Here is a 22,393-nt window from a genome sequence, read left to right on the forward strand (position 1 = left end):
GGCAGGTTATTTTTTAGGGCTTTCCTACAATAAATAAATCGATGGCCACACAGGAAAGGAGACACAAAGATTATGCATGCAGAAGGTAACGCCGTAGTTTCCGCGCTGGCGCGCCTGTTTGGTGCCGCCAACGGTGGCGAAGCCCTCCCGCTGTCGGGTATCCGTGAACGAGCCAGCAAGGAGTTATCGCAATTTGCCCGCATCGTGCGGGAAGAACTGGATACCCATGGTATCTCCGTCCCGCCCGCTATCAGCCTGATCAGCTGCCCCGATTGCAGCTTGGTTGTGGCAGGCGACCACCCGCAACGCGAGGCCATCCAGGCCTTGCTGGCAAACGATCAACGTATTGCCAAGTACTTCAAGGAAGTGGAAGTTCTGTTCGAAGTGGTGCGCGCGGCAGAAAATGCCGGCGAGGTTTTTCCGGAAGACAGCTGTTTCCATGTCGGCCTCACCAGTGCCGGCCCAGTGGCGTATTTTGACGACCACCACTGCCCGCCGACGCTGGCGTGAGCAGATGCAGTAGCAAAAAACGGGAGGCGCTGCCTCCCGTTTTCATTGGCGGCCAACCTGTTCGCCGCGACACATGCCGGCCACCGGCGACATTCTGCCTCAGCCCGCCGGCCGCGCGCGCCGCGCCGGGTAGCGCTGGCAGAAGCGCATTTCCACCGGGTAGGGATAGAAGTCCTCGATGCAGCCCTCGCGGATGCGCTGCTGCTTGTGCTGCCAGAACGCCGCATCCAGCAGCTCGCGGTGGTACTGCAGGAACACCCGCCGCACCAGCGGATCGCCCAGCAGGAAGGTGCCGAACTCCTCTGGGAACACGTCGCCGCGCGCCACCGGGTACCACACCTCGCCGGACATCTCCATTTCCGGGTTCGGCGCCGGCGGAATGCGGCGGAAGTGGCAGTCGGTCATGTACTCGATTTCGTCGTAGTCGTAGAAGATCACCCGCCCGTAGCGGGTGACGCCGAAGTTCTTGAACAGCATGTCGCCAGGGAAGATGTTGGCCGCAGCCAGGTCGCGAATGGCATCGCCGTACTCGCGCACCACCCGCTCTTTCTCCGCCTCGCCGCAGCTCATCAGGTACAGGTTCAGCGGCTTCATGCGCCGCTCGATGTACAGGTGACGGATGACGATGCTGTCGTCGCCCTCCTCGATGCTGCTGGCCGCCAGCCGGCGCAATTCGTCCAGCAGCTCGGCGCTGAAGCGCGCCTTGGGAAACGCCACGTTGGAAAACTCCAGCGTGTCGGCCATGCGGCCAACCCTGTCGTGGCGTTTCACCAGCTGGTACTTGGCCTTCACCGTGGCGCGATCCACTTCCTTGGGGCCGCCGAACACGTCCTTGATCAGCTTGAACACGTAGGGGTAGGACGGCAGGGTGAACACCAGCATTACCAGGCCGCGGATGCCCGGCGCCACGGTGAACTGGTCGCCGGAGTGCTGCAGGTGCTGCATGAAGTCGCGGTAGAAGGTGTTCTTGCCCTGCTTCTGCAGCCCGAGCATGGTGTACAGCTCGGCCTTGGTCTTGGTCGGCAGCATCGAGCGCAGGAACTGCACATAGCCGGACGGCACCGCCATGTCGGCCATGAAATAGGCGCGGCTGAAGGAGAACAGCACGCCGATGCGCCACGGCTCCAGCAGCACGGTGTCGATGAACAGTCGGCCGTCGGCATCGTGCAGCACCGGCAGCGCGAACGGGTAGACCTGGCCGCCGTTGATCACCTTGCCGAAGATGTAGGCGCTCTTGTTGCGGTAGCAGGCGCTGGACAGCACCTGGATCTGCAGGTTGGCCTCGGCCTGCGGCCAACGTTGGCCGCAGAATTCGTCCACCGCCCGGATCACCCGCGCCAGGTCGCGCGACTGGTTGGCGAACGGCAGCCGCCAGCCGAAGTCGGCCACGATCCGGCGCAGCGCACGGCGCAGGCCGCCCTGTGCCGGGTAGTAGCTGCGGTAGCTCGGCGGCTCGGACTCGATGTACTCGGTGGAGATCGCCGGGCGGATGAAGATGAAGTCGTTGTTGAAGTAGTCGCGGTGCAGGATGCGGGTGAACACCGAGTTGAAGAAGGTTTCGGCCAGCTCCGGCTGCTTGTGGTTGGTGAGCAGGCCGATGAAGTACAGCTTGGCCTGCTGCCAGATTTCGTCATCCAGCAGGTCGGCGTGATACACCTGCTGCAGCCGCTGCACCGTCTCGTGCACCCGCTCGTCGTAGAACTGGATGCGGTCGCGTACCAGCTTCTGCACCCCCTGCCAGTCGGCGTCCTCGAACAGCTGCTTGGCCTGCTGGCTCACCTCACGGAACAGCCGGTAGTGGCGGTCGAAGCCGTCCACCAGCGCCAGGGCAATCTCGCGCGCCACCGGGTTGTAGTACTCGGGAATCAGCATGCTGGCACCTCGGTTGCGCCTGCCGCGCGGCGGCGGGCCGGGAGGGAACAAGCGCCGCAGCCGGCGGCGCGCACTGCGGGGCTACTTTTTGGCGAAGCGGAAGCGCGGCGCCGCGCTTGCTGCGGCCTTCGCCGCCGCCGGTTCCCGCGGCTTGCCGGCTGCTGCCGGCGCGGCGGGCTTGGCATGCCGCGGGCGCGGCAGGTCGGCCAGCGACACCTCGATGCTGCGCAGCATGCCCGGTTGCAGGTCGTCCAGCCGCCACGGGCCGATCGCCACCCGCACCAGCCGCAGTGTCGGCAGCCCCACCTTGGCGGTCATGCGCCGCACCTGGCGGTTCTTGCCTTCGCTGATGATGATTTCCAGCCAGGCATCCGGCACCGTCTTGCGAAAGCGCACCGGCGGCTTGCGCTCCCACAGCGCCGGCGCTTCCGGCAGCAGCCGCACCTCGGCCGGCTGGGTGATGAAGTCCCCCAGGTCCACGCCGTCGCGCAGCGCCTGCAGCTGCTCCTCGCGCGGCCGGCCTTCCACCTGCACCCAGTAGGTCTTCGGCTGTTTCCAGCGCGGGTCGGCGATGCGGTGCTGTAGCTCGCCGTCGCCGGTCAGCAGCAGCAGGCCTTCGCTGTCGGTATCCAGCCGCCCGGCCGGGTAGACGCCGGCGATCGGCACGCAGGATTTCAGCGTCGGGTGCAACGGGTGGTCGGAAAACTGGCAGATCACGCCATACGGCTTGTTGAGCAGGATGAGTTCGGACATGGCTGGCGGGCAAAGTGACTATTGCCCGGATGATAGCAAGCCGCGACGGTGGCGGCACAGCGGCGGCCGGCCCGCAGCAGCGCGGCATTGTCTTGCGCCAGATCAAATTCAAACATTCGTTTCAGAACATCGCCACCGCTGGCGGCGGCACAGGCTTCGGATGCGGCGGCACAAAACGTCGCTTCAGCGCGACATAATTCATATTCGAACAAGCGTCTATCTTGAAAACGACAGGAAAGTTCGAAACTGCTGCGAACAGCAGGGTCCCAACGCGTTATAATTCGCATTTGAAAAGTCGCCCGAGAGTCACCGGGCAGCATGGTCCCTGGCGCCGCCAGCGTCTTGCGGACTGCACGCCCGCCTTTCCAATGTCTTTCCCCGCGTCGACACGGGTTGTCGTCCCGCACAGCAAGCCCCCCGTGCCATTGTTATGTCGTCACAAGATAATCATGGAGATAGCGTAATGCCTTCGGAACAGCCGACCATCATCTACACCCTCACCGACGAAGCGCCCGCGCTGGCAACCAGCGCCTTCCTGCCGATCATCCGTACCTTTACCGGCCCCGCTGGCATCAATATCGATACCGCTGACATTTCTGTCGCCGCGCGCGTACTGGCCGAGTTTCCCGATTATCTGACCGACGCACAAAAAGTGCCGGACACCCTGGCCGATCTGGGCCGCCTGACGCAGGACCCGGACGCCAACATCATCAAGCTGCCGAACATCAGCGCCTCCGTCGGCCAGCTGCAGGCCTGCATCAAGGAACTGCACAGCAAGGGCTACCCGGTGCCGGAATACCCGGAAAACCCGAGCTCCGACGAAGAAAAGGCCATCAAGGCGCGCTACAGCAAGTGTCTGGGCTCGGCGGTGAACCCGGTGCTGCGTGAAGGCAACTCCGACCGCCGCGCCCCCAAGGCGGTGAAAGAATACGCGCGCAAGCACCCGCACAGCATGGCTGAATGGAGCCAGGCATCGCGCACCCACGTTTCGCACATGCACCACGGCGACTTCTACCACGGCGAGAAGTCCATCACCCTGGACAAGGCACGTGACGTGAAGATGGAACTGGTGACCGCCAGCGGCCAGACCATCGTGCTGAAGCCGAAGGTGGCGCTGCAGGACGGCGAGATCATCGACTCCATGTTCATGAGCAAGAAGGCGCTGTGCGAGTTCTACGAGAAGGAAATCGAAGACGCGCACAAGACCGGCGTGATGTTCTCGCTGCACGTGAAAGCCACCATGATGAAGGTGTCGCACCCCATCGTGTTCGGCCACTGCGTGAAGATTTTCTACAAGTCGGCGTTCGAGAAGCACGGCAAGCTGTTCGACGAGCTGGGCGTGAACGTCAACAACGGCATGGCCAATCTGTACGACAAGATCGCCACCCTGCCGCAATCCAAGCAGGACGAGATCAAGCGCGACCTGCACGCCTGCCACGAAGGCCGCCCGGAGCTGGCGATGGTGGATTCCGCCAAGGGCATCACCAACTTCCATTCGCCGAACGACATCATCGTTGATGCCTCCATGCCGGCGATGATCCGCAACGGCGGCAAGATGTGGGGCGCCGACGGCCGCCTGAAGGACGTGAAGGCCGTGATGCCGGAATCCACCTTCGCCCGCATCTACCAGGAAATGATCAACTTCTGCAAATGGCATGGCAACTTCGATCCGAAGACCATGGGCACCGTGCCGAACGTTGGCCTGATGGCGCAAAAAGCGGAAGAGTACGGCTCGCACGACAAGACCTTCGAGATCTCCGAAGACGGCGTGGCCAACATCGTTGACCTGGCCACCGGCGAAGTGCTGCTGAGCCAGAACGTGGAGCAAGGCGACATCTGGCGCATGTGCCAGGTGAAGGACGCCCCGATCCGCGACTGGGTGAAGCTGGCGGTGACCCGTGCCCGCAACTCCGGCATGCCGGCAGTGTTCTGGCTCGACCCGTACCGTCCGCACGAAAACGAGCTGATCAAGAAGGTGAAGCGCTACCTGAAGGATCACGACACCAGCGGCCTGCACATCGAGTGCATGTCGCAGGTGCGCGCCATGCGCTACACCCTGGAGCGCGTGATCCGCGGCCTGGACACCATCTCGGTAACCGGCAACATCCTGCGCGACTACCTGACCGACCTGTTCCCGATCATGGAACTGGGCACCAGCGCCAAGATGCTGTCCATCGTGCCGCTGATGGCCGGCGGCGGCATGTACGAAACCGGTGCCGGCGGTTCCGCACCGAAACACGTGCAGCAGCTGGTGGAAGAAAACCACCTGCGCTGGGATTCGCTGGGCGAGTTCCTGGCCCTGGCGGTATCGCTGGAAGACCTGGGGCTGAAGACCGGCAACGACAAGGCCAAGATCCTGGCGCAGACGCTGGACGCCGCCACCGGCAAGCTGCTGGACAACAGCAAGGGCCCGTCGCCGAAGACCGGCGAGCTGGACAACCGTGGCAGCCAGTTCTACCTGGCGATGTACTGGGCACAGGAGTTGGCCGCACAAAGTGCCAACGCCGAGCTGGCCGCCCAGTTCGCGCCGCTGGCCAAGGCACTGACCGACGGCGAGGCACAGATCGTGGCCGAGCTGAAGGCGGTGCAGGGCCAGCCGGTGGACATCGGCGGCTACTACCTGGCCGATGCCGCCAAGTGCCAGGCGGTAATGCGCCCGAGCGCCACCTTCAACGCCGCGCTGGCCGCCGTAAACGCCTAAGCCAGCCGCGACCGCAGCGCCATGCGCTGCCTGCACCCCACCACGCCAGGGCCCAGCCCTGGCGTTTTTTCTTGCTGCTGGCGGCCGCTTGCCGGCGCGCATGTTCCACCAAGCGCCTGCTCGGCTACAATACCCCGGCGTGGCACGCTATCGAACACAGATACCGCTGCGGCCAACCTTGAGCTAACAATAACAAGCAGCAGTCGCCTGTAACGCAGGGTGCGACAGCCAGGGGCCGCAGTGCGGTAGCCACGACACAGGTCAACACAGATGGAGTCCACAGAGGAGTGGTAGTGATGAGCGCATCCCATATCAAGGTACCGGCCGGCGGGCAGAAAATCGTTCCGGGCCAGCCGATTCCGAACAACCCGATCATCCCGTTCATCGAGGGGGACGGCATCGGCATCGACATCGCCCCGGTGATGATCAAGGTCATCGACGCCGCGGTGGCCAAGGCCTACGGCGGCGAGAAGCAGATCCACTGGATGGAAGTGTATGCCGGCGAGAAATCCACCCGCCTGTACGGCCCGGACGAATGGCTGCCGCGGGAAACCTTCGATGCGCTGAAGGAATACTCGGTGTCGATCAAGGGCCCGATGACCACCCCGGTCGGCGGCGGCATCCGCTCGCTGAATGTGGCGCTGCGCCAGGAGCTGGACCTGTACCAGTGCGTGCGCCCGGTGCAGTACTTCCAGGGCGTGCCCTCGCCGCTCAAGCAGCCGGAACTGGTGAACATGGTGATCTTCCGCGAGAACACCGAGGACATCTACGCCGGCATCGAATGGGCGGCACAGTCCGAAGGTGCGAAGAAAATCATCAAGTTCCTGCAGGACGAGATGGGCGTGAAGAAGATGCGCTTTCCGGAGACCTCCGGCATCGGCATCAAGCCGGTATCCATCGAGGGCACCCAGCGCCTGGTGCGCGCCGCCATCCAGTACGCGGTGGACAACGACCGCAAGTCGGTGACCATCGTGCACAAGGGCAACATCATGAAGTTCACCGAGGGCCTGTTCCGTGATGTGGCCTACCAGCTGGCGCAGGACGAGTTCGGCGCCCAGCCGATCGACGGCGGCCCGTGGTGCAAGTTTGCCAACCCGAACACCGGCCGCGACATCATCGTCAAGGACGCCATTGCCGACGCCTTCCTGCAGCAGATCCTGCTGCGCCCGGCCGAGTACGACGTAGTGGCCACCCTGAACCTGAACGGCGACTACATCTCCGATGCGCTGGCCGCGCAGGTAGGCGGCATCGGCATCGCGCCGGGGGCCAATATCTCCGACCAGTACGCCTGCTTCGAAGCCACCCATGGCACCGCACCGAAATACGCCGGCCAGGACAAGGTGAACCCGGGCTCGCTGATCCTCTCCGCCGAGATGATGCTGCGCCACCTGGGCTGGAAGGAAGCCGCCGATCTAGTGATCCGCTCCATGGAGGCCGCCATCGCCGACAAGCAGGTGACCTACGACTTCGCGCGCCTGATGGACGGCGCCACCGAGATCAGCTGCTCCGCCTTTGGCGACGCGATGATCGCGCGGATGTAAGCCAAGCCGTAGTAAGGCACAAGGCCCGCGCTGCGGGCCTTGTGCGTTTCATGCGGCCAACGTTGGCCGCATGCCGCTACGCCCAGTCCGGCGCCATCGCCCGCACCGTGTCCAGCACCTGCTGCTTGGGGGCATCCGGGCGCTTGCCGGCGCGCCAGGCCATCATCACCTCCCACTGCCACAGCGGCAGGTCGCCGATCTGCAGCTTCACCAGCCTGCCCTCGCGCAGGTCGCGCTTCACCGCCACCTCTGGCGAGAAGGTCAGGAAACCGTGCTCCATCGCCAGCTCGCGCGCCGCGCTGGCCGGCTGTACCGCGTGCAGTGGCCAGCTGACGGTGCGGTGCGGCCGCAGCAGCGCCATCAGCTCGTCGCAACCATCGCCCCAGAACTGCGGCGCCAGCCGCTGGTTGGCCACCTCGGCCAGCGTCAGCACGCCGGCACGCGCCAGCGGGTGGCGCTTGTGCACCACCGGCACGATGGGCGAGCACCAGATGCGCTCCATCTGGATACCGGCCATCGGCGGGCATTTCAGCACGAAGCCCACCTCGGCGGTGCCGGTGAGCAGCCGCTCCATGATGGCCGGCGAGTGGTCGGTGCTGCAGCGGATCTCGAACGGCGCCTCGGCCAGCGCCAGCAGCACCGGACCGAAGATCACCGACGCCAGCGACGGCAGGCTGGCCAGCGTCAGCCGCGGCAGCGCCGGCGCGCCCTGCACCGCCTTGCGACCCTCCTCCAGCGCCGCCAGCGCGGCACGGGCGGCGGGCAGAAACGCCTGACAGGCGGCAGTGGCCACCGCGCCACGGCGATGGCGCAGGAACAGCCGGGTGCCGATTTCCTGCTCCAGCGCGGCGATGCGCTGGCTCACCTGCGGCTGCGACCAGCCGCGCCGCGCCGCTGCCTGGCTGAAGCTGCCGCAGGCGACGATATCTAGCAGCAGCGCCAGATCGTCTATCGAAATAGCCATAAGCAAAACCAATAGGAAATATTAGCTGTTAACGGCTTCAATGATAGCTGCTGCACCATGACAATAGGGCACCAATTCAGGGCATGGAGCGATCATGGCACGCATGGCACAGGCACGGCGCCTGGGGCGCTACTTCATTTTTCTGGACACCGCGCTGGTGGTATTCGGCTTCTTCATCGTGTTCCCGCTGATCAGCCTGCACTTTGTCGACCAGCTGGGCTGGGCCGCCGCCGCTGTCGGCCTGGCGCTGGCCGTGCGCCAGTTGCTGCAGCAGGGCCTGGGGCTGCTGGGCGGTTCGCTGGCCGACCGTTACGGCGCCCGGCCACTGATCGTGGCCGGCATGCTGCTGCGCGCCGCCGGTTTTGCCGTGATGGCCGAGGCCGACAGTGCCGCCCTGCTGGTATTTTCCTGTGTGCTGTCCGGGCTGGGCGGCACGCTGTTCGACCCGCCGCGCTCGGCACTGGTGATCAAGCTGACGCGCCCGGCAGAGCGCAGCCGCTTCTACAGCCTGCTGATGATGGTAGAAAGCGCCGCCGGGGTGGCCGGTGCCATGATCGGCTCCTGGCTGCTGCATTTCGACTTCTGGTGGGTGGGCATGGGTGGCTGCGCCATCTTCGTGCTGGCGGCTGCGGCCAACCTGTGGCTACTGCCAGCCTATCGCGTCACCGCGCGCCGCACTTCGCCGCTGGCATCGATGCGTACCGTACTGGCCGACAAGCGCTATATGCGGCTGGTGCTAACGCTAAGCGGCTACTACGCGCTGGGGGTGCAGATCATGCTACTGGTGCCGGTGGTGTTGAAGCAGCTCAGTGGCAGCAACCAGGCAGTGGGCTGGATGTATGCGCTGGAAACGGTGCTGTCGCTCAGCCTGCTGTACCCGCTGGCCCGGCTGGGCGAGCGCCATTTCACCCCGGCCGGGCGCATCCTGTGCGGCATCGGTCTGATGAGCCTCAGCCTGCTGCTGATGAGCATGGTGCGCCAGCCGCTGCCGGCCTTCGTGATCCTGGCGCTGTTCTATATCGGCTCGCTGATCACCGAGCCGGCACGCGAAACGCTGCTGGCCGGCATGGCCAGCAACGACGCCCGCGCCGGCTACACCGGCACCAGCCGCCTGGGGCTGGCGCTGGGCGGCGCCGCCGGCTACCTGGGCGGCGGCTGGCTGCTGGACATCTCGCGTGCCGGCAACACGCCGGCGCTGCCGTGGCTGGTGCTCACCACGGTCGGCATCGTCACCATGCTGGCACTGCAACGCCAGCTGTACCCGCGCCGCCGGAGCGGCTGGCAACCGGCCTGAATGCCGGACGCAAAAAAACCCCGCATCCTCGGATGCGGGGTTTTTCATGCAGCTTGCGTAAAAATTACGCCTTCTGGATGTTGGACGCCTGCTTGCCCTTCGGGCCTTGGGTCACTTCGAAGCTTACGCGCTGACCTTCGGCCAGCGACTTGAAGCCTTGCACATTGATTGCGGAGAAATGTGCAAACAGGTCTTCACCACCCTCGTCCGGAGTGATGAAACCAAAACCTTTAGCGTCGTTGAACCACTTAACGATACCAGTTGCCATGTGTCACTAAACCTCAAGTAGACGGTAGCAGGCTGGTGAGGCCTGCAAATTATTGAGAGCTGGCGCGCAGCAGCAGGTACAGTAATGCATACGGCTGACACGTCGCAGCGGAACACCGATTGCCTTTCTACGCTTCGCCTGTGACAACGTCAAGACAATGCAATAGAAAGCGGCAGACCTTGAAAAAGCCCCTGCCCGAACCAAAATTGAATTGAGCGCGAATTCGCAGAAGGTTCCCATGTCTACGCAGTACAAGGATGATGTCTCGACCGAGGCCAGCAAGGTCCGGGCGAATCCGCCACCGCTATATAAGGTATTGTTGTTAAACGACGATTTCACCCCGATGGATTTTGTGGTGGAAGTCTTGCAGCACTTCTTCCACATGGATGCGGAAAAAGCCACCCGCGTCATGTTGCAGGTCCACAATGAAGGCAGGGGCCTTTGTGGTGTTTACACCAAAGACATTGCTGCCACCAAAGTTGCACAAGTTTTGCAGCACGCACAGACGCACCAGCATCCGCTGCAGTGTGTCATGGAGGAAAACTGATGATTGCCCAGGAACTGGAAGTAAGCCTGCACATGGCGTTCATGGATGCACGGCGCAAGCGGCATGAATTCATCAGCGTTGAGCACCTGCTCTTGGCGATGACCGACAATCCGTCTGCGGCCGAAGTCCTGCGTGCCTGCGGTGCCAATATCGAGCAGCTGAAGAAACAGCTGACCGACTTTATCGACGAACACACCCCCACCGTGCCCGGCGATGCCGATGTGGAAACCCAGCCCACACTGGGGTTCCAGCGCGTGATCCAGCGCGCCATCCTGCACGTGCAGTCTTCCGGCAAGAAGGAAGTCACCGGGGCCAACATCCTGGTCGCCATCTTCGGCGAAAAGGATTCGCACGCCGTGTATTACCTGCACCAGCAAGGCATTTCGCGCCTGGACGTGGTGAACTTCATTTCCCACGGCATTACCAAGCAAAGCTCCAAGCCGACCTCCAGTTCCGGCAGCCAGGATCACCACGACAGTAGCGAGAGCGAAGGGGAGGATGGCAACGGCTCGCCGGGTGGCGCGCTGGAAAACTACACCCAGAACCTGAACCAGCAGGCGCGCGACGGCAAGATCGACCCGTTGATCGGCCGCGAGCAGGAAGTGGAACGCGTGATCCAGATCCTGTGCCGCCGCCGCAAGAACAACCCGCTGCTGGTGGGTGAGGCCGGCGTCGGCAAGACCGCCATCGCCGAAGGCCTGGCCCGCCGCATCGTTGCCGGCGAAGTGCCGGAGGTGCTGACCCGCGCCACCGTGTACTCGCTGGACATGGGCGCGCTGCTGGCCGGCACCAAATACCGCGGCGATTTCGAGCAGCGCCTGAAACAGGTGATCAAGCAGCTGGCCGAGGACAGCCACGCCATCCTGTTCATCGACGAGATCCACACCCTGATCGGGGCCGGCGCGGCCTCCGGCGGCACGCTGGACGCATCCAACCTGCTGAAGCCGGCGCTGTCCAACGGCAGCCTGCGCTGCATCGGCGCCACCACCTACGGCGAGTACCGCGGCATCTTCGAGAAAGACAGCGCGCTGTCGCGCCGCTTCCAGAAGATCGACGTGCCGGAACCGTCGGTGGAACAGACCATCGAGATCCTGAAGGGGCTGAAGAGCCGCTTCGAGGCGCACCATGGCGTGAAGTACACGTTGGCCGCACTGTCGACCGCCGCCGAGCTATCGGCGCGCTACATCAACGACCGCCATCTGCCGGACAAGGCCATCGACGTGATCGACGAAGCCGGCGCGGCGCAGAAGATCCTGCCCAAGTCGCGGCAGAAGAAGGTGATCAACAAGGGCGAGATCGAGGACATCATTGCCAAGATCGCGCGCATTCCGGCCAAGACCATCTCCAGCGACGACCGCAACGTGCTGAAGAACCTGGACCGCGACCTGAAGAACGTGGTGTTCGGCCAGGACAAGGCCATCGATGCGCTGGCCGCCGCCATCAAGATGTCGCGCTCCGGCCTCGGCAACCCGCAGAAGCCGATCGGCTCCTTCCTGTTCTCCGGCCCGACCGGGGTGGGCAAGACCGAGGTGGCCAAGCAGCTGGCCTATTTCCTGGGGGTGGAGCTGATCCGCTTCGACATGTCCGAGTACATGGAGCGCCACGCGGTGTCGCGGCTGATCGGCGCGCCGCCGGGCTACGTCGGCTTCGAGCAGGGCGGCCTGCTCACCGAGCAGATCAACAAGCATCCGTACGCGGTACTGCTGCTGGACGAGATCGAGAAGGCGCATCCGGACATTTTCAACGTGCTGCTGCAGGTGATGGACCACGGCACGCTGACCGACAACAACGGTCGCAAGGCGGACTTCCGTAACGTGGTGATCATCATGACCACCAACGCCGGCGCCGAGTCGCTGTCCAAGGCCTCGATCGGCTTCACCGGCAGCAAGCAGACCGGCGACGAGATGGCCGACATCAAACGCCTGTTCAGCCCAGAATTCCGCAACCGGCTGGATGCCATCATCCCGTTCCGCATGCTGGACGAGGTGATCATCCTGCAGGTGGTGGACAAGTTCCTGATGCAGCTGGAGCACCAGCTGTCGGACAAGAAAGTGGACATCCACTTCAGCGACACGCTGCGCAAGCACCTGGCCAAGCACGGCTTCGACCCGCTGATGGGCGCGCGCCCGATGGCACGCCTGATCCAGGACACCATCCGCAAGGCGCTGGCCGACGAGCTGCTGTTCGGCAGGCTGGCACATGGCGGCGACGTGACGGTGGACCTGGATGCCGAAGGCAAGGTGGCGCTGAACTTTGGCGAGCTGGCCGAAGCCACCGTGTAAACGCTGTCTGCCGACGCAACAACGCCCCGCATTGCGGGGCGTTTTTTTATTGCGGCCAACGTTGGCCGCAAACCTCGGCCCCGGCAGCGGCGGCGTCGCGCGCGCAGCCATGCTCCGCCCCAGGCTCGGCTTCAGCCGCGCGGATGGTGCATCGCGTGCAGCGCCTTCAGCCGCTCGCGCGCGACGTGGGTGTAGATCTGGGTAGTGGACAGGCTGGCGTGGCCCAGCAGCAGCTGTACCACGCGCAGGTCGGCGCCGTGGTTCACCAGGTGGGTGGCAAAGGCGTGGCGCAGGGTGTGCGGCGACAATGGCGGAATGCCGGCCTGGCGGCCGTATTTGACGATCAGGTGCCAGGCCATCTGCCGTGTCATCGCCTGCTTGCGGTTGCTGACGAACAGGTCCTCGCTGCGCGCCGCGCCCATGATCAGCGGCCGGCTATCCGCCAGGTAGCGCCGCAGCCAGTCCTCGGCCACCTCGCCCAGTGGCACCAGCCGCTCCTTGTTGCCCTTGCCGACGATGCGCACATAGCCTTCGCCCAGCTGCAGCTGCGGCAGGGTCAACCCCACCAGCTCGCTGACGCGCAGGCCGGTGGCGTACAGCGTCTCGATCAGCGCGCGATCGCGCAGCCCCAGCGTGGTGTCCACCTCCGGCGCCGCCAGCAGCGCCTCGACATGCCCTTCCGACAGCGCGCCGGGCAGGCGCAGCCCCAGCCGCGGCGCCTGCAGGTGCACGGTGGGGTCGTCGTCGCGCAGCTTCTGCTGGCACAGGTAGTGGTAGAAGCGGCGCGCGGCGGACAGCCGCCGCGCGCGGGTGGCCGGCTTGTCGGTGTCGATCAGCTGCAGCATCACCTGCTCCAGCGCCGGGGTGTCGGCGCTGTCCAGGTTATGGCCATACGGCTGCAACGCCTGCTCCAGGCGCAGCAGGTCGCGGCGATAGGCTGCCAGGGTGTTGGCCGACAAGTTGTCGGCCAGCCACAGCGTGTCGAGGAAAGTGTCGAGATGGAGAGAAGTGGCTACCGTCATCTGCTGCGGCCAACGTTGGACATGAAAAAAGCGCCGGCAGCTGCCGGCGCTTTCAGGGTACGACAAGTCAACCGTAACGGCTTACTTGCGAACCAGTTTTTCCTTGATACGTGCGGACTTGCCGGTACGACCACGCAGGTAGTACAGCTTGGCGCGACGTACGTCACCACGGCGCTTCACTTCGATGGAAGCTACCAGCGGGGAGAAAGTCTGGAAAGTACGCTCAACGCCTTCGCCGGAAGACAGTTTGCGCACGATGAAGGAGCTGTTCAGACCGCGGCTACGCTTGGCGATTACCACGCCTTCGTAAGCCTGCAGACGCTCGCGGTTACCTTCCTTTACTTTTACCTGAACGATAACGGTATCGCCCGGTGCAAATTCAGGGATGGTTTTACCCAGACGGGCGATTTCTTCCTGTTCCAGTTGCTGGATCAGATCCATGTTAATGCTCCTTGTTTTTGCTGGAATCTTGTTCCTGCTGGTACTCCGCCAGCAGCCGAGATTCCTGTTTGGTCAATGTGCGCGACGCCAGCAATTCGGGACGGCGCTCGAAAGTGCGCCCCAGGGATTGCTTCAGTCGCCACTTGGCGATCATGGCGTGATTGCCGGACATCAGGACATCCGGCACCCGTACACCACGATATTCTTCCGGCCGGGTGTAGTGCGGGCAATCCAGCAGATCGTTCACGAACGAATCTTCATACGCGGACTGCGCATCGTTGAGCACGCCGGGCAACAAACGCAGCACGGCATCCATCAACACCATGGCAGGTAGTTCGCCACCGGACAGCACGTAATCCCCGACCGAGATTTCTTCGTCGACTGCGCTGTCGATCAGGCGCTCGTCGATACCTTCGTAACGCCCGCACAGCAGGATCAGCCCTGGCTTTTGCGCCAGTTCCGCTGCCTTGGCATGCGTCAGGCGACTGCCTTGCGGCGACAGGTAAATGACGTGGCTTTGCTCGACACCCTGCGCCGCCTGCCGGGCCTTGGCCGCGGCAATGGCTTTTTCCAGCGGCTCCACCATCATCACCATGCCTGGGCCACCGCCATAAGGGCGATCGTCCACGGTGTGGTAATTGTCGGTAGTGAAGTCGCGCGGATTCCAGGCGCCAAACTGCCAGATCGTCTGTTCCAGCGCCCGCCGGGTTACCCCGAAGCGGGTCAGCGAGTCGAACATTTCCGGGAACAGCGTAATGGCATCAAGCTGCATTAATAATCCAGGCCCCAGTCCACGGTGATGCGTTTTGCGGCCAGATCAACATCGACAATGTAATCCGACACAAAAGGTATCAGCCGCTCATCCGTTTCACCACGGACAACCAGAACGTCGTTGGCACCGGTTTCCATCAGGTCGGTCACTTTGCCCAACACGATGTTCTCGCGGTTGACCACTTCGAGGCCAATCAAATCAATCCAGTAATACTCATCCGCCGGAGGCTTGGGCAGCAATTCGCGCGGAATCGCCACCTGCATGCCGCGCATGGCTTCCGCCACATCGCGATCGTCCACTTCCTCGAACTTCACCACCAGCGCCTTGGGCTGGATGGCACCGTCTTCGAAAGTGAAAGCCTTCCATTCGCCGTTTTTCTGCTTCAACCACCACTGCGGGTAGTCGAACAGGCTATCGGTATTTTCGGTGTCTGCCTGGACTTTCACCCAGCCACGAACACCAAAGGCGCCGCGGACGAACCCCATTACCACTAGATCTGCGTCACGCATGCGCCTTGCTTCCTTACTGACCTAATTACAAAATCAGGCAGCTTTGGACTGCTCTTTCAGCAGCTTGGCAACAGCGTCGGACACCTGGGCGCCAACACCGATCCAGTGGTTCACGCGGTCCATGGCCAGACGAACGCGCTCCTGCTTGTCGTTGGCTACGGCGTTGTAGAAACCCAGACGCTCGATGAAGCGGCCGTCACGACGGTTGCGGGAGTCGGTTACAACCACGTTGTAGAACGGACGGTTCTTGGAACCGCCGCGAGACAGGCGAATAACTACCATTGTCGATTATCCCTAAAAATTCGGATTCGTAGAAAAGCCCCCGATTCTATGGCATTTTTCCCTTACGCCGCAAGCGCTTATTGGACCGACGGCGCAGGCGGCTCCGGCGACAGGTTTTTGGTCACGATGGTGAGTGCCCGGTCCTCCGGATGTACCTGCACGCCAAAACCCAGCCGGGTCATGAGTTTGAGCATGCCCTTGTTGCCGGCCAGCACCTCGCCCACCATCACTTTCAGCCCCTGCTCGCGCGCGGCGTCGAACAGCGCGTTCATCAGGATCACGCCGATGCCCTTGCCCTGCCAGTGGTCGGCCACCTCCAGCGCGAATTCGCAGCTCTCGTTGTCCGGATCGGTGACGTAGCGTGCCACTGCCAGCTGCTCTTCCACGCCGTCGGCCTCGCGTATCATCGCCAGCGCCATCTCGCGGTCGTAGTCCAGCTGGGTGAAGCGCACCAGCATCGATTGCGACAGCTGCTTGATGCTGGACATGTAGCGGTTGTAGCGGCTTTCCTCCGACAGATTGCGCACGAACTCCTGTTGCATGTGCGCATCCTCCGGCCGCACCGGGCGGATGATCACCGGCGTGCCATCCTTCAGCATCGAGCAATGCACCATGTGCATCGGGTACGGCATGATGGCCATGTGACCGTACGGCTTGCTGCGCGCCGGCAAGGGCTGAATGATGATGCGCGCATCAAGCGCCAGCACGCCCTGCTCGTCCGCCATCACCGGGTTGATGTCCATCTCGCGCACTTCCGGCAGCTCGCACACCAGCTCCGACACGTGCAGCAGCACGCTCTTCAGCGCCTCCATCTCCACCGCCGGCATGTTCTTGAACGGGCCGAGAATCTTGCCGATACGGGTCTTGTCTATCATGCGCTCGACCAGATACTGGTTGACCGGCGGCAGGCTCAGCGCACGGTCCTGCATCACCTCCACCGCGATGCCGCCGGCGCCGAAGGTGATCACCGGCCCGAACGAGGCATCGTGGGTCACCCCTACCATCAGCTCACGCGCGTTGCGCCGCTTGCGCATCGGCTGCACCGAAATACCTTCGATGCGCGCATCCGGCCGCGCCGCCTGCGCGCGCGCCAGGATGGCGGCGTAGGCCTCGCGCAGGCTGGGTTCGTTGGCGATATTCAGCTCCACGCCGCCGACATCGGACTTGTAGATGATGTCCGGCGAGTCGATCTTCAGCACCACCGGGTAGCCGATGTCTGCGGCCAACCTTGCCGCCTCATCGGCGTCGCGCGCCAGGCGCGCCGGGTTCACCGGGATATGGAACGCCGCCAGCACCTCCTTGCTCTCGCGCTCGGACAGCACCGCCCGCCCCTGCTGCTTGGCCGCGGCGATCACCGCGCGGGCACGCGACACGTCCGGCACTACCAGGGCACCTTCCAGCGGTGCCGGCGTCTGCAGCAGCATCTGCTGGTTATGGTGGTAGGACGCCAGGTTGCGGAACACCTCGATGGCGAATTCCGGCGCGCGGAAATGCGCACACTTGGCCTTGGAGAACAGCTCGCGGCTTTCCGATACCTTGGCATCGCCCAGCCAGGACAGGAACATCGGCTTGCTGGACTCGCGCTGCAGGCCGACCATCAGCTGCGCGGTGGTCAGGTGGTCGGTGCCGGCCTGCGGCGTGAAGATCACCAGCACGCCGTCGACATTCGGGTCGTCGAGGCAGACCTTCACCGCGGTACGGAAGCGCACCGGGCTGGCGTCGCCGATGATGTCCACCGGGTTGCCGTGCGACCAGTTGGCCGGCAAGGCATCGTTCAGCAGCGCCATCGAGGCGTCGGACAGTTTGGCCAGCTCCACGCCGTACATATAGGCACTGTCCGCCGCCAGCACACCGGGGCCAATACCGTTGGTGACGATGGCGAGGCGCCGCCCCTGCACCCGGTAGTTGGCCGCCAGCACCTTGGCGGCGGTGAACAGCTGCGCGATGGTAGACACCCGCAGCACACCGGCGCGCGACAGCGCGGCGTCGAACACGTCGCCGCTTTCCACCAGGTTGGAGGAATGGGTCAGGCCGGTGACGTCGTCCTCGTAACGGCCGGACTTCACCACCACCACCGGCTTGGTACGCGCCGCGGCGCGCAGCGCGCTCATGAAGCGGCGCGCGTCATGCACGTGATGCACGTGCAGCAGGATGCCCTGGGTGAAGTTGTCCGCCACCAGGTAATCCAGAATCTCGCCGAACTCCACATCCAGCGCTTCGCCCACCGACACCACGCTGGAGAAGCCGATGCCCTTGCTGTCGGCCCAGTCCAGCATCGCCGTGCACAGCGCCGATGACTGCGACACCAGCGCCAGGTTGCCGGCGCGCACCCGGCTGTTGTAGTTGCTGGCGTTGAAGCCGGCCACCGGCCGCATCAGCCCCAGCACGTTGGGGCCGAGAATACGAATACCGTAGTGCTTGGCGATAGACAGCGCCTCGGCCAGCGCGGCACGCTCCTGCTCCTCGGAATCGGCGAAATCCTTGGCCAGCAGGATGCCCTTCACCCCCTTCTTGCCGCAGTCCTTGACGATGGCGGGCAGGCTGCGCAGCGCAGTGGTGACCACCGCCATGTCCACCGGGCCATCGATCAGCTTCACCGACGGCTGCGCCGGGATGCCGCCCACCACCTTGTGGTTCAGGTTCACCGGGTACAGCTTGCCCTGGAAGTTGCCCGCCAGCAGGTTGGCGAACACCGCCTGCCCTACCGAGCCCGGCGTGTCGCTGGCGCCGACCACGGCGACATTGCGGGGGGAAAACAGTGGCGTCAGGTAGTGCGGTTTCATGATGCGGTATCCCGGTTAACACAGGCAGCCACCCACGTGCACTGCCCGGCATAAAATGCTTTCATGGCAACGAGTTGCCAACGTTGGCCGCAGCTTGCCGGCGGCATCAAGCGCGGCCGGCCAGTAGCGTTGGCGGTCTATTATTGCTAATCTTCCCGATTCGGCGGGCAACTTATGTTGCGCCGCATCAAATGATAACCCCGATTCAGCAGAGGCCTTCCCTCCCGGGAGCAGCACATGAGCAAACGCGTCGTCACCCTCGCCCACTACTACACCCAGCCGGAAATCCAGCAAATGGCCGACAAGGTCGGCGACAGCCTGGAACTGTCCCTGTTCGCCCGTGAATCCAACGCCGACATCATCGTCTTCGCCGGCGTGCGCTTCATGGCGGAAACCGCCAAGATCCTCAACCCACAGGCCGAGGTGATCCTGCCGGATGCCGGCTCCACCTGTTCGCTGGTTACCCAGACCGACGTTGCGGCACTGCAACAGTGGCGGGAAAGCTACCCGGACCACGTGCATGTGTCTTATATCAACTCCTCCGCCGCGCACAAGGCCATCTCCGACTGGATCGTCACCAGCCGCAATGTGGACGACATCATTGCCGACCTGTACCAGCAGGGCAAACAGGTGATCTTCTCGCCGGACCGCAATATGGGCGCCTACCTCAACTACCAGTACGGCTACAACATGCCGCTGTGGTCGGCGGTGTGTGAGGTGCACGACAAGTTCAACGAGGCGGCGCTGGACGAGGCGCTGAGCGCCAGCGCCACCCCGGCGCACCTGATCGCCCACCCGGAAAGCCCGCTGCCGGTGCTGAAACGCGCCGAGTACGTCGGCTCCACTTCCGGCATGCTCAACTGGGTGAAGGCCTACAGCGGCGACGTGAGCGACGTGATCTTCGTCGCCACCGAGGACGGCATCCTGTACAACATGCGCCTGGCGCGCCCGGACCTGGACATCCGCCAGGCGCCGATCTACGCCGGTTGCCAGTGCAACTCCTGTCCATACATGAAGATGAACACCATCGAGTCGGTGAAGCGCGCACAGCAGGGCATCGGCACCCGCATCGACTACCTGAGCGAGGCGGAGATGGACGCAGCCCGCCTGCCGATCGAGCGGATGCTGGAATTCAGCCAGCGCTACTACCGCTGATCCATCGCCATCACAGCCCGCCCCTCGGCGGGCTGTTTCACTTGCGGCACAAGGTTCCCGTCGCGCCCGGAGATGGATACAATCAGTCCATCTGGATGGAAGAGCGACATGAGAATTCTGATCAGCAATGATGATGGCTATTTTGCCCCCGGCCTGGCCGCCCTGGCCGCCAGCCTGAGCAAGTTGGCCGAGGTGGTAGTTGTCGCTCCCGAACGAGATCGCAGCGGTGCCAGCAACTCGCTGACGCTGGATCGCCCGCTGTCGGTGAAAAAAGCCGCCAACGGTTTCTACTATGTCAACGGCACGCCAACCGACTGCGTGCACGTGGCGGTAACCGGCTTTCTGGAGCAGCGCCCGGATCTGGTGGTTTCCGGCATCAACCACGGCCCCAATATGGGGGAGGACACGCTCTACTCCGGTACCGTGGCCGCCGCCACTGAGGGCTTCCTGCTGGGCATCCCGGCAATTGCCTTCTCCCTCGCCGGCAAGAACAATCATTTCGACACCGCCGCCCAGGTCGCCAGCGATCTGGTGCAACGCTTCATTGCCAAGCCGTTCGCCAGCCCGATGCTGCTGAATGTCAACGTTCCCGACCTCCCGCTGGACTCACTGGGCGGCCATGAAGTTACACGACTTGGCCGCCGCCACATGGCCGAACCGGTCATCCGCGCGCACAACCCGCGCGGCGACACCGTGTACTGGGTGGGGCCGGTGGGACCGGAGCAGGACGCCGGCGATGGCACCGATTTCAGCGCCATCCGCCGCAAACAGGTTTCCATCACCCCGCTGATGATCGACCTGACAGCCCGTGACCAACTGGGTGCAATCAAAACATGGCTCAATCCCTAGTAGCAGCAGGCAATAACTACGGCATGCTGTCGGAACGCACCCGCATGCGCATGGTGGAGCGCCTGCGCCAGCAGGGCATTACCGATGAACGCGTGCTGGCCGCCATGTTCGAGGTACCGCGTCACCTGTTCATCGACCAGGCACTGGCCACTCGTGCCTACGATGACGTGTCGCTGCCTATCGGCCAGGGGCAAACCATCTCGCAGCCGCTGACCGTGGCACGCATGACCGAAAAGCTGCTGGAAGGCCGGGCCATGCCAGGCAAGATTTTGGAGATCGGCACCGGCTGCGGCTACCAGACTGCGGTGCTGCTGAAAACCGGCGCCCAGGTGTTCTCGATTGAACGTCTGGCCGGCATTCTGGACAAAGCCAGACAGAACCTGCGCAATGCCAAGCTGGTACACGCCCGGCTGGTGCATGGCGACGGCCATCTGGGCCTGCCCGATATCGCCCCGTTCGACGGCATCATCATCACCGCAGCGGCGCGCCAGGTACCGGCACCGTTGCTGGCGCAACTGGCGGATGGCGGCCGGTTGATCCTGCCGGTGGGCGATCAGCAGGAGCAGCACCTGTGGCTGTATGAGAAAACAGCCGAGGGCATCCGCAAAACCAAGCTGGAAGCCGCCAAATTCGTTCCCCTGCTGCCCGGCAAGCAGTGATGCAAGGCAAAAACGCAACACCCCTTTCACTCAGCGTTGCCAGACAATTTACTTTGTATGGGATGCTGGCATATAAATTGTCAACCAATGCAAAATTCTTCGCTAACCCAACAGATTACTCGCTTTAGCCCGCTGTTAGCCGCCCTGCTGCTGAGCGCATGTGCGCAACTGCAGCAGGATACGCCGGCCCAGATTGTTCGCGGCCAACCTTCTGTGCTGCATGGCACCGGTGGCAGCCAAGCGGCAGCGGTAGGCAACAACAGCAGCAAGGCGACAACGCAAGCGATTGCCATTGGTGGCAGCCCGCAACCCAGAGCGGTGGCAACTGGGAAAACAACCCACACGGTCCAGCCAGGTGAAACCGTGTACCGCATCGCCGTCAACAACGGCCTGCGTTACCAGGATCTGGCCGAGTGGAACAACTTGGACGGCTTCAACATCAAGGTAGGCCAGGTATTGCGCCTGACGCCACCCGGAGCCACCACCGCACCGGCAGCTGTTGCCACGGTGGCGGGCAAGCCAGTCGAAACCAAACCGGCCAACGGGCAAGTGCCGGTTGATGCCAAGGCACCGACCAGCTCGGTGCCAACGGCAAACGGGGCAGAAATCAAGCGCTATCCAAAAGCCTTGAAACTGCCTTACTCGGAGGAGGCCAGCAAGAGTCTCCCGGCCCAAAGCGAAGGCAATGGCAAAGCGGCAAGCCCGGCACCGGTCGCTGCATCGACGCCAGTGGCCAGCGCCAAGGCAGAAGCCTCCGCACCGTCAGCAGCACCGGCCAACAACGGTGCCGACGACAAGGCCAAGACAGCCGGCCCGGTCTGGGGCTGGCCGACGCAAGGTAGCGTGATCAGGGGCTTCTCTGATCAGAACAAAGGGCTGGACATCGGCGGCAAGGCGGGGCAACCCGTAGTGGCGGCAGCCGATGGCAAGGTGGTGTACAGCGGTAACGGTCTGCGTGGCTACGGCAAGCTCATCATCCTGCGCCACGACAAAACATTCCTGTCCGCCTATGCCCACAACAGCCAGCTGCTGGTGAAGGAAGGTCAGACGGTCAAAAAAGGGCAGAAGATCGCCGAGATGGGTAATACCGACACGGATCAGACCAAACTGCACTTCGAGATCCGCCAACTCGGCAAGCCTGTAGACCCAAGCAAGTACCTGGAACAGCACTCATGACGGCTAATCCCCG

At 63.5% G+C, this 22,393-nt stretch carries 21 protein-coding genes; 10 read left to right on the forward strand and 11 right to left on the reverse strand.

All coding sequences use genetic code 11. The annotated features are described in order from the left end of the window. Nucleotides 1–72: 72 nt before the first annotated feature. Nucleotides 73–510, forward strand: a complete 438-nt coding sequence (locus tag ACFOLG_RS00735) for a hypothetical protein (RefSeq protein WP_386087392.1) — start codon at nucleotides 73–75, stop codon at nucleotides 508–510. A 99-nt stretch (nucleotides 511–609) separates the two neighbouring features. On the opposite strand, the gene aceK is transcribed toward ACFOLG_RS00735, so the two are convergent. From aceK to ACFOLG_RS00750, 3 genes are all read right to left on the reverse strand, one after another. Beyond that, nucleotides 610–2,382 (reverse strand): bifunctional isocitrate dehydrogenase kinase/phosphatase, encoded by a 1,773-nt coding sequence (gene aceK, locus ACFOLG_RS00740; RefSeq protein ID WP_386087393.1) that lies wholly within the window; start codon nucleotides 2,380–2,382, stop codon nucleotides 610–612. Nucleotides 2,383–2,463: 81 nt separating this feature from the next. After that, nucleotides 2,464–3,135 (reverse strand): pseudouridine synthase, encoded by a 672-nt coding sequence (locus tag ACFOLG_RS00745; protein WP_386087395.1) that lies wholly within the window; start codon nucleotides 3,133–3,135, stop codon nucleotides 2,464–2,466. Next, nucleotides 3,096–3,347, reverse strand: a complete 252-nt coding sequence (locus tag ACFOLG_RS00750) for a hypothetical protein (RefSeq protein ID WP_386087397.1) — start codon at nucleotides 3,345–3,347, stop codon at nucleotides 3,096–3,098. Before ACFOLG_RS00750 ends, ACFOLG_RS00745 begins: the two co-directional genes overlap by 40 nt. 251 nt (nucleotides 3,348–3,598) lie before the next feature. Here ACFOLG_RS00750 and ACFOLG_RS00755 point away from each other — a divergent pair, with 251 nt between their 5' ends. Next, nucleotides 3,599–5,836 carry an NADP-dependent isocitrate dehydrogenase gene (locus ACFOLG_RS00755; RefSeq protein ID WP_386087399.1) on the forward strand — a complete coding sequence of 746 codons (2,238 nt, stop codon included), beginning with the start codon at nucleotides 3,599–3,601 and terminating at the stop codon, nucleotides 5,834–5,836. A 296-nt stretch (nucleotides 5,837–6,132) separates the two neighbouring features. After that, nucleotides 6,133–7,377 (forward strand): NADP-dependent isocitrate dehydrogenase, encoded by a 1,245-nt coding sequence (icd, locus tag ACFOLG_RS00760; RefSeq protein WP_386087401.1) that lies wholly within the window; start codon nucleotides 6,133–6,135, stop codon nucleotides 7,375–7,377. A 76-nt stretch (nucleotides 7,378–7,453) separates the two neighbouring features. On the opposite strand, the gene ACFOLG_RS00765 is transcribed toward icd, so the two are convergent. After that, the gene (locus tag ACFOLG_RS00765) at nucleotides 7,454–8,341 is read right to left on the reverse strand and encodes a LysR family transcriptional regulator (protein WP_386087403.1); all 888 of its coding nucleotides are present in this window, start codon (nucleotides 8,339–8,341) and stop codon (nucleotides 7,454–7,456) included. A 94-nt stretch (nucleotides 8,342–8,435) separates the two neighbouring features. Between ACFOLG_RS00765 and mdtH the strand changes: the two genes are divergently transcribed. After that, complete coding sequence (gene mdtH / locus ACFOLG_RS00770) at nucleotides 8,436–9,635, forward strand: multidrug efflux MFS transporter MdtH (protein ID WP_386087405.1); 1,200 nt, start codon at nucleotides 8,436–8,438, stop codon at nucleotides 9,633–9,635. Nucleotides 9,636–9,699: 64 nt separating this feature from the next. On the opposite strand, the gene ACFOLG_RS00775 is transcribed toward mdtH, so the two are convergent. Beyond that, a complete protein-coding gene (locus tag ACFOLG_RS00775) occupies nucleotides 9,700–9,903 on the reverse strand; it encodes a cold-shock protein (protein WP_386087407.1) in 204 nt (67 codons plus the stop codon). Between the two features lie 238 nt (nucleotides 9,904–10,141). Between ACFOLG_RS00775 and clpS the strand changes: the two genes are divergently transcribed. Continuing rightward, nucleotides 10,142–10,450, forward strand: coding sequence for an ATP-dependent Clp protease adapter ClpS (gene clpS, locus ACFOLG_RS00780; RefSeq protein ID WP_386087409.1), 309 nt, complete (start codon nucleotides 10,142–10,144; stop codon nucleotides 10,448–10,450). Further along, a complete protein-coding gene (gene clpA, locus ACFOLG_RS00785) occupies nucleotides 10,450–12,732 on the forward strand; it encodes an ATP-dependent Clp protease ATP-binding subunit ClpA (RefSeq protein ID WP_386087411.1) in 2,283 nt (760 codons plus the stop codon). The genes clpS and clpA overlap by 1 nt, the downstream gene beginning before the upstream one ends. A gap of 131 nt (nucleotides 12,733–12,863) precedes the next feature. On the opposite strand, the gene xerD is transcribed toward clpA, so the two are convergent. From xerD to ACFOLG_RS00815, 6 genes are all read right to left on the reverse strand, one after another. Next, nucleotides 12,864–13,754 (reverse strand): site-specific tyrosine recombinase XerD, encoded by an 891-nt coding sequence (gene xerD, locus ACFOLG_RS00790; protein WP_386087413.1) that lies wholly within the window; start codon nucleotides 13,752–13,754, stop codon nucleotides 12,864–12,866. Between the two features lie 81 nt (nucleotides 13,755–13,835). Beyond that, complete coding sequence (gene rplS, locus ACFOLG_RS00795) at nucleotides 13,836–14,195, reverse strand: 50S ribosomal protein L19 (RefSeq protein WP_349588397.1); 360 nt, start codon at nucleotides 14,193–14,195, stop codon at nucleotides 13,836–13,838. A gap of 1 nt (nucleotide 14,196) precedes the next feature. Further along, nucleotides 14,197–14,967: a tRNA (guanosine(37)-N1)-methyltransferase TrmD gene (gene trmD, locus ACFOLG_RS00800; RefSeq protein ID WP_386087415.1), complete on the reverse strand. Its 771-nt coding sequence runs from the start codon at nucleotides 14,965–14,967 to the stop codon at nucleotides 14,197–14,199. Beyond that, nucleotides 14,967–15,476, reverse strand: a complete 510-nt coding sequence (rimM, locus tag ACFOLG_RS00805) for a ribosome maturation factor RimM (protein ID WP_386087417.1) — start codon at nucleotides 15,474–15,476, stop codon at nucleotides 14,967–14,969. The genes trmD and rimM overlap by 1 nt, the downstream gene beginning before the upstream one ends. Before the next feature lie 33 nt (nucleotides 15,477–15,509). Next, on the reverse strand, nucleotides 15,510–15,758 hold the full coding sequence (gene rpsP / locus ACFOLG_RS00810) for a 30S ribosomal protein S16 (protein WP_088965286.1): 249 nt from the start codon (nucleotides 15,756–15,758) through the stop codon (nucleotides 15,510–15,512). A gap of 77 nt (nucleotides 15,759–15,835) precedes the next feature. Then, a complete protein-coding gene (locus ACFOLG_RS00815; protein WP_386087419.1) occupies nucleotides 15,836–18,541 on the reverse strand; it encodes a bifunctional acetate--CoA ligase family protein/GNAT family N-acetyltransferase in 2,706 nt (901 codons plus the stop codon). A gap of 237 nt (nucleotides 18,542–18,778) precedes the next feature. Here ACFOLG_RS00815 and nadA point away from each other — a divergent pair, with 237 nt between their 5' ends. The 4 genes from nadA (at nucleotide 18,779) to ACFOLG_RS00835 (ending at nucleotide 22,380) form a co-directional block, all read left to right on the forward strand. Beyond that, nucleotides 18,779–19,696, forward strand: coding sequence for a quinolinate synthase NadA (nadA, locus tag ACFOLG_RS00820; protein ID WP_386087421.1), 918 nt, complete (start codon nucleotides 18,779–18,781; stop codon nucleotides 19,694–19,696). Nucleotides 19,697–19,804: 108 nt separating this feature from the next. Next, nucleotides 19,805–20,545 (forward strand): 5'/3'-nucleotidase SurE, encoded by a 741-nt coding sequence (gene surE / locus ACFOLG_RS00825; RefSeq protein WP_386087423.1) that lies wholly within the window; start codon nucleotides 19,805–19,807, stop codon nucleotides 20,543–20,545. Then, complete coding sequence (locus ACFOLG_RS00830) at nucleotides 20,530–21,204, forward strand: protein-L-isoaspartate(D-aspartate) O-methyltransferase (protein ID WP_386087425.1); 675 nt, start codon at nucleotides 20,530–20,532, stop codon at nucleotides 21,202–21,204. The genes surE and ACFOLG_RS00830 overlap by 16 nt, the downstream gene beginning before the upstream one ends. A gap of 87 nt (nucleotides 21,205–21,291) precedes the next feature. Next, a complete protein-coding gene (locus tag ACFOLG_RS00835) occupies nucleotides 21,292–22,380 on the forward strand; it encodes a peptidoglycan DD-metalloendopeptidase family protein (RefSeq protein WP_386087427.1) in 1,089 nt (362 codons plus the stop codon). Nucleotides 22,381–22,393: the final 13 nt, after the last annotated feature.

It is taken from the genome of Vogesella facilis, assembly GCF_042648525.1.
Lineage (GTDB): Bacteria > Pseudomonadota > Gammaproteobacteria > Burkholderiales > Chromobacteriaceae > Vogesella > Vogesella facilis.

What these genes read in the sequence shown, in the direction of transcription:
- ACFOLG_RS00735 (WP_386087392.1), top strand. Translation starts at nt 73, where the DNA reads ATGCATGCAGAAGGTAACGCCGTAGTTTCCGCGCTGGCGCGCCTGTTT.
- aceK (WP_386087393.1), bottom strand. Translation starts at nt 2,382, where the DNA reads ATGCTGATTCCCGAGTACTACAACCCGGTGGCGCGCGAGATTGCCCTG.
- ACFOLG_RS00745 (WP_386087395.1), bottom strand. Translation starts at nt 3,135, where the DNA reads ATGTCCGAACTCATCCTGCTCAACAAGCCGTATGGCGTGATCTGCCAG.
- ACFOLG_RS00755 (WP_386087399.1), top strand. Translation starts at nt 3,599, where the DNA reads ATGCCTTCGGAACAGCCGACCATCATCTACACCCTCACCGACGAAGCG.
- icd (WP_386087401.1), top strand. Translation starts at nt 6,133, where the DNA reads ATGAGCGCATCCCATATCAAGGTACCGGCCGGCGGGCAGAAAATCGTT.
- ACFOLG_RS00765 (WP_386087403.1), bottom strand. Translation starts at nt 8,341, where the DNA reads ATGGCTATTTCGATAGACGATCTGGCGCTGCTGCTAGATATCGTCGCC.
- mdtH (WP_386087405.1), top strand. Translation starts at nt 8,436, where the DNA reads ATGGCACGCATGGCACAGGCACGGCGCCTGGGGCGCTACTTCATTTTT.
- ACFOLG_RS00775 (WP_386087407.1), bottom strand. Translation starts at nt 9,903, where the DNA reads ATGGCAACTGGTATCGTTAAGTGGTTCAACGACGCTAAAGGTTTTGGT.
- clpS (WP_386087409.1), top strand. Translation starts at nt 10,142, where the DNA reads ATGTCTACGCAGTACAAGGATGATGTCTCGACCGAGGCCAGCAAGGTC.
- clpA (WP_386087411.1), top strand. Translation starts at nt 10,450, where the DNA reads ATGATTGCCCAGGAACTGGAAGTAAGCCTGCACATGGCGTTCATGGAT.
- xerD (WP_386087413.1), bottom strand. Translation starts at nt 13,754, where the DNA reads ATGACGGTAGCCACTTCTCTCCATCTCGACACTTTCCTCGACACGCTG.
- rplS (WP_349588397.1), bottom strand. Translation starts at nt 14,195, where the DNA reads ATGGATCTGATCCAGCAACTGGAACAGGAAGAAATCGCCCGTCTGGGT.
- trmD (WP_386087415.1), bottom strand. Translation starts at nt 14,967, where the DNA reads ATGCAGCTTGATGCCATTACGCTGTTCCCGGAAATGTTCGACTCGCTG.
- rimM (WP_386087417.1), bottom strand. Translation starts at nt 15,476, where the DNA reads ATGCGTGACGCAGATCTAGTGGTAATGGGGTTCGTCCGCGGCGCCTTT.
- rpsP (WP_088965286.1), bottom strand. Translation starts at nt 15,758, where the DNA reads ATGGTAGTTATTCGCCTGTCTCGCGGCGGTTCCAAGAACCGTCCGTTC.
- ACFOLG_RS00815 (WP_386087419.1), bottom strand. Translation starts at nt 18,541, where the DNA reads ATGAAACCGCACTACCTGACGCCACTGTTTTCCCCCCGCAATGTCGCC.
- nadA (WP_386087421.1), top strand. Translation starts at nt 18,779, where the DNA reads ATGAGCAAACGCGTCGTCACCCTCGCCCACTACTACACCCAGCCGGAA.
- surE (WP_386087423.1), top strand. Translation starts at nt 19,805, where the DNA reads ATGAGAATTCTGATCAGCAATGATGATGGCTATTTTGCCCCCGGCCTG.
- ACFOLG_RS00830 (WP_386087425.1), top strand. Translation starts at nt 20,530, where the DNA reads ATGGCTCAATCCCTAGTAGCAGCAGGCAATAACTACGGCATGCTGTCG.
- ACFOLG_RS00835 (WP_386087427.1), top strand. Translation starts at nt 21,292, where the DNA reads ATGCAAAATTCTTCGCTAACCCAACAGATTACTCGCTTTAGCCCGCTG.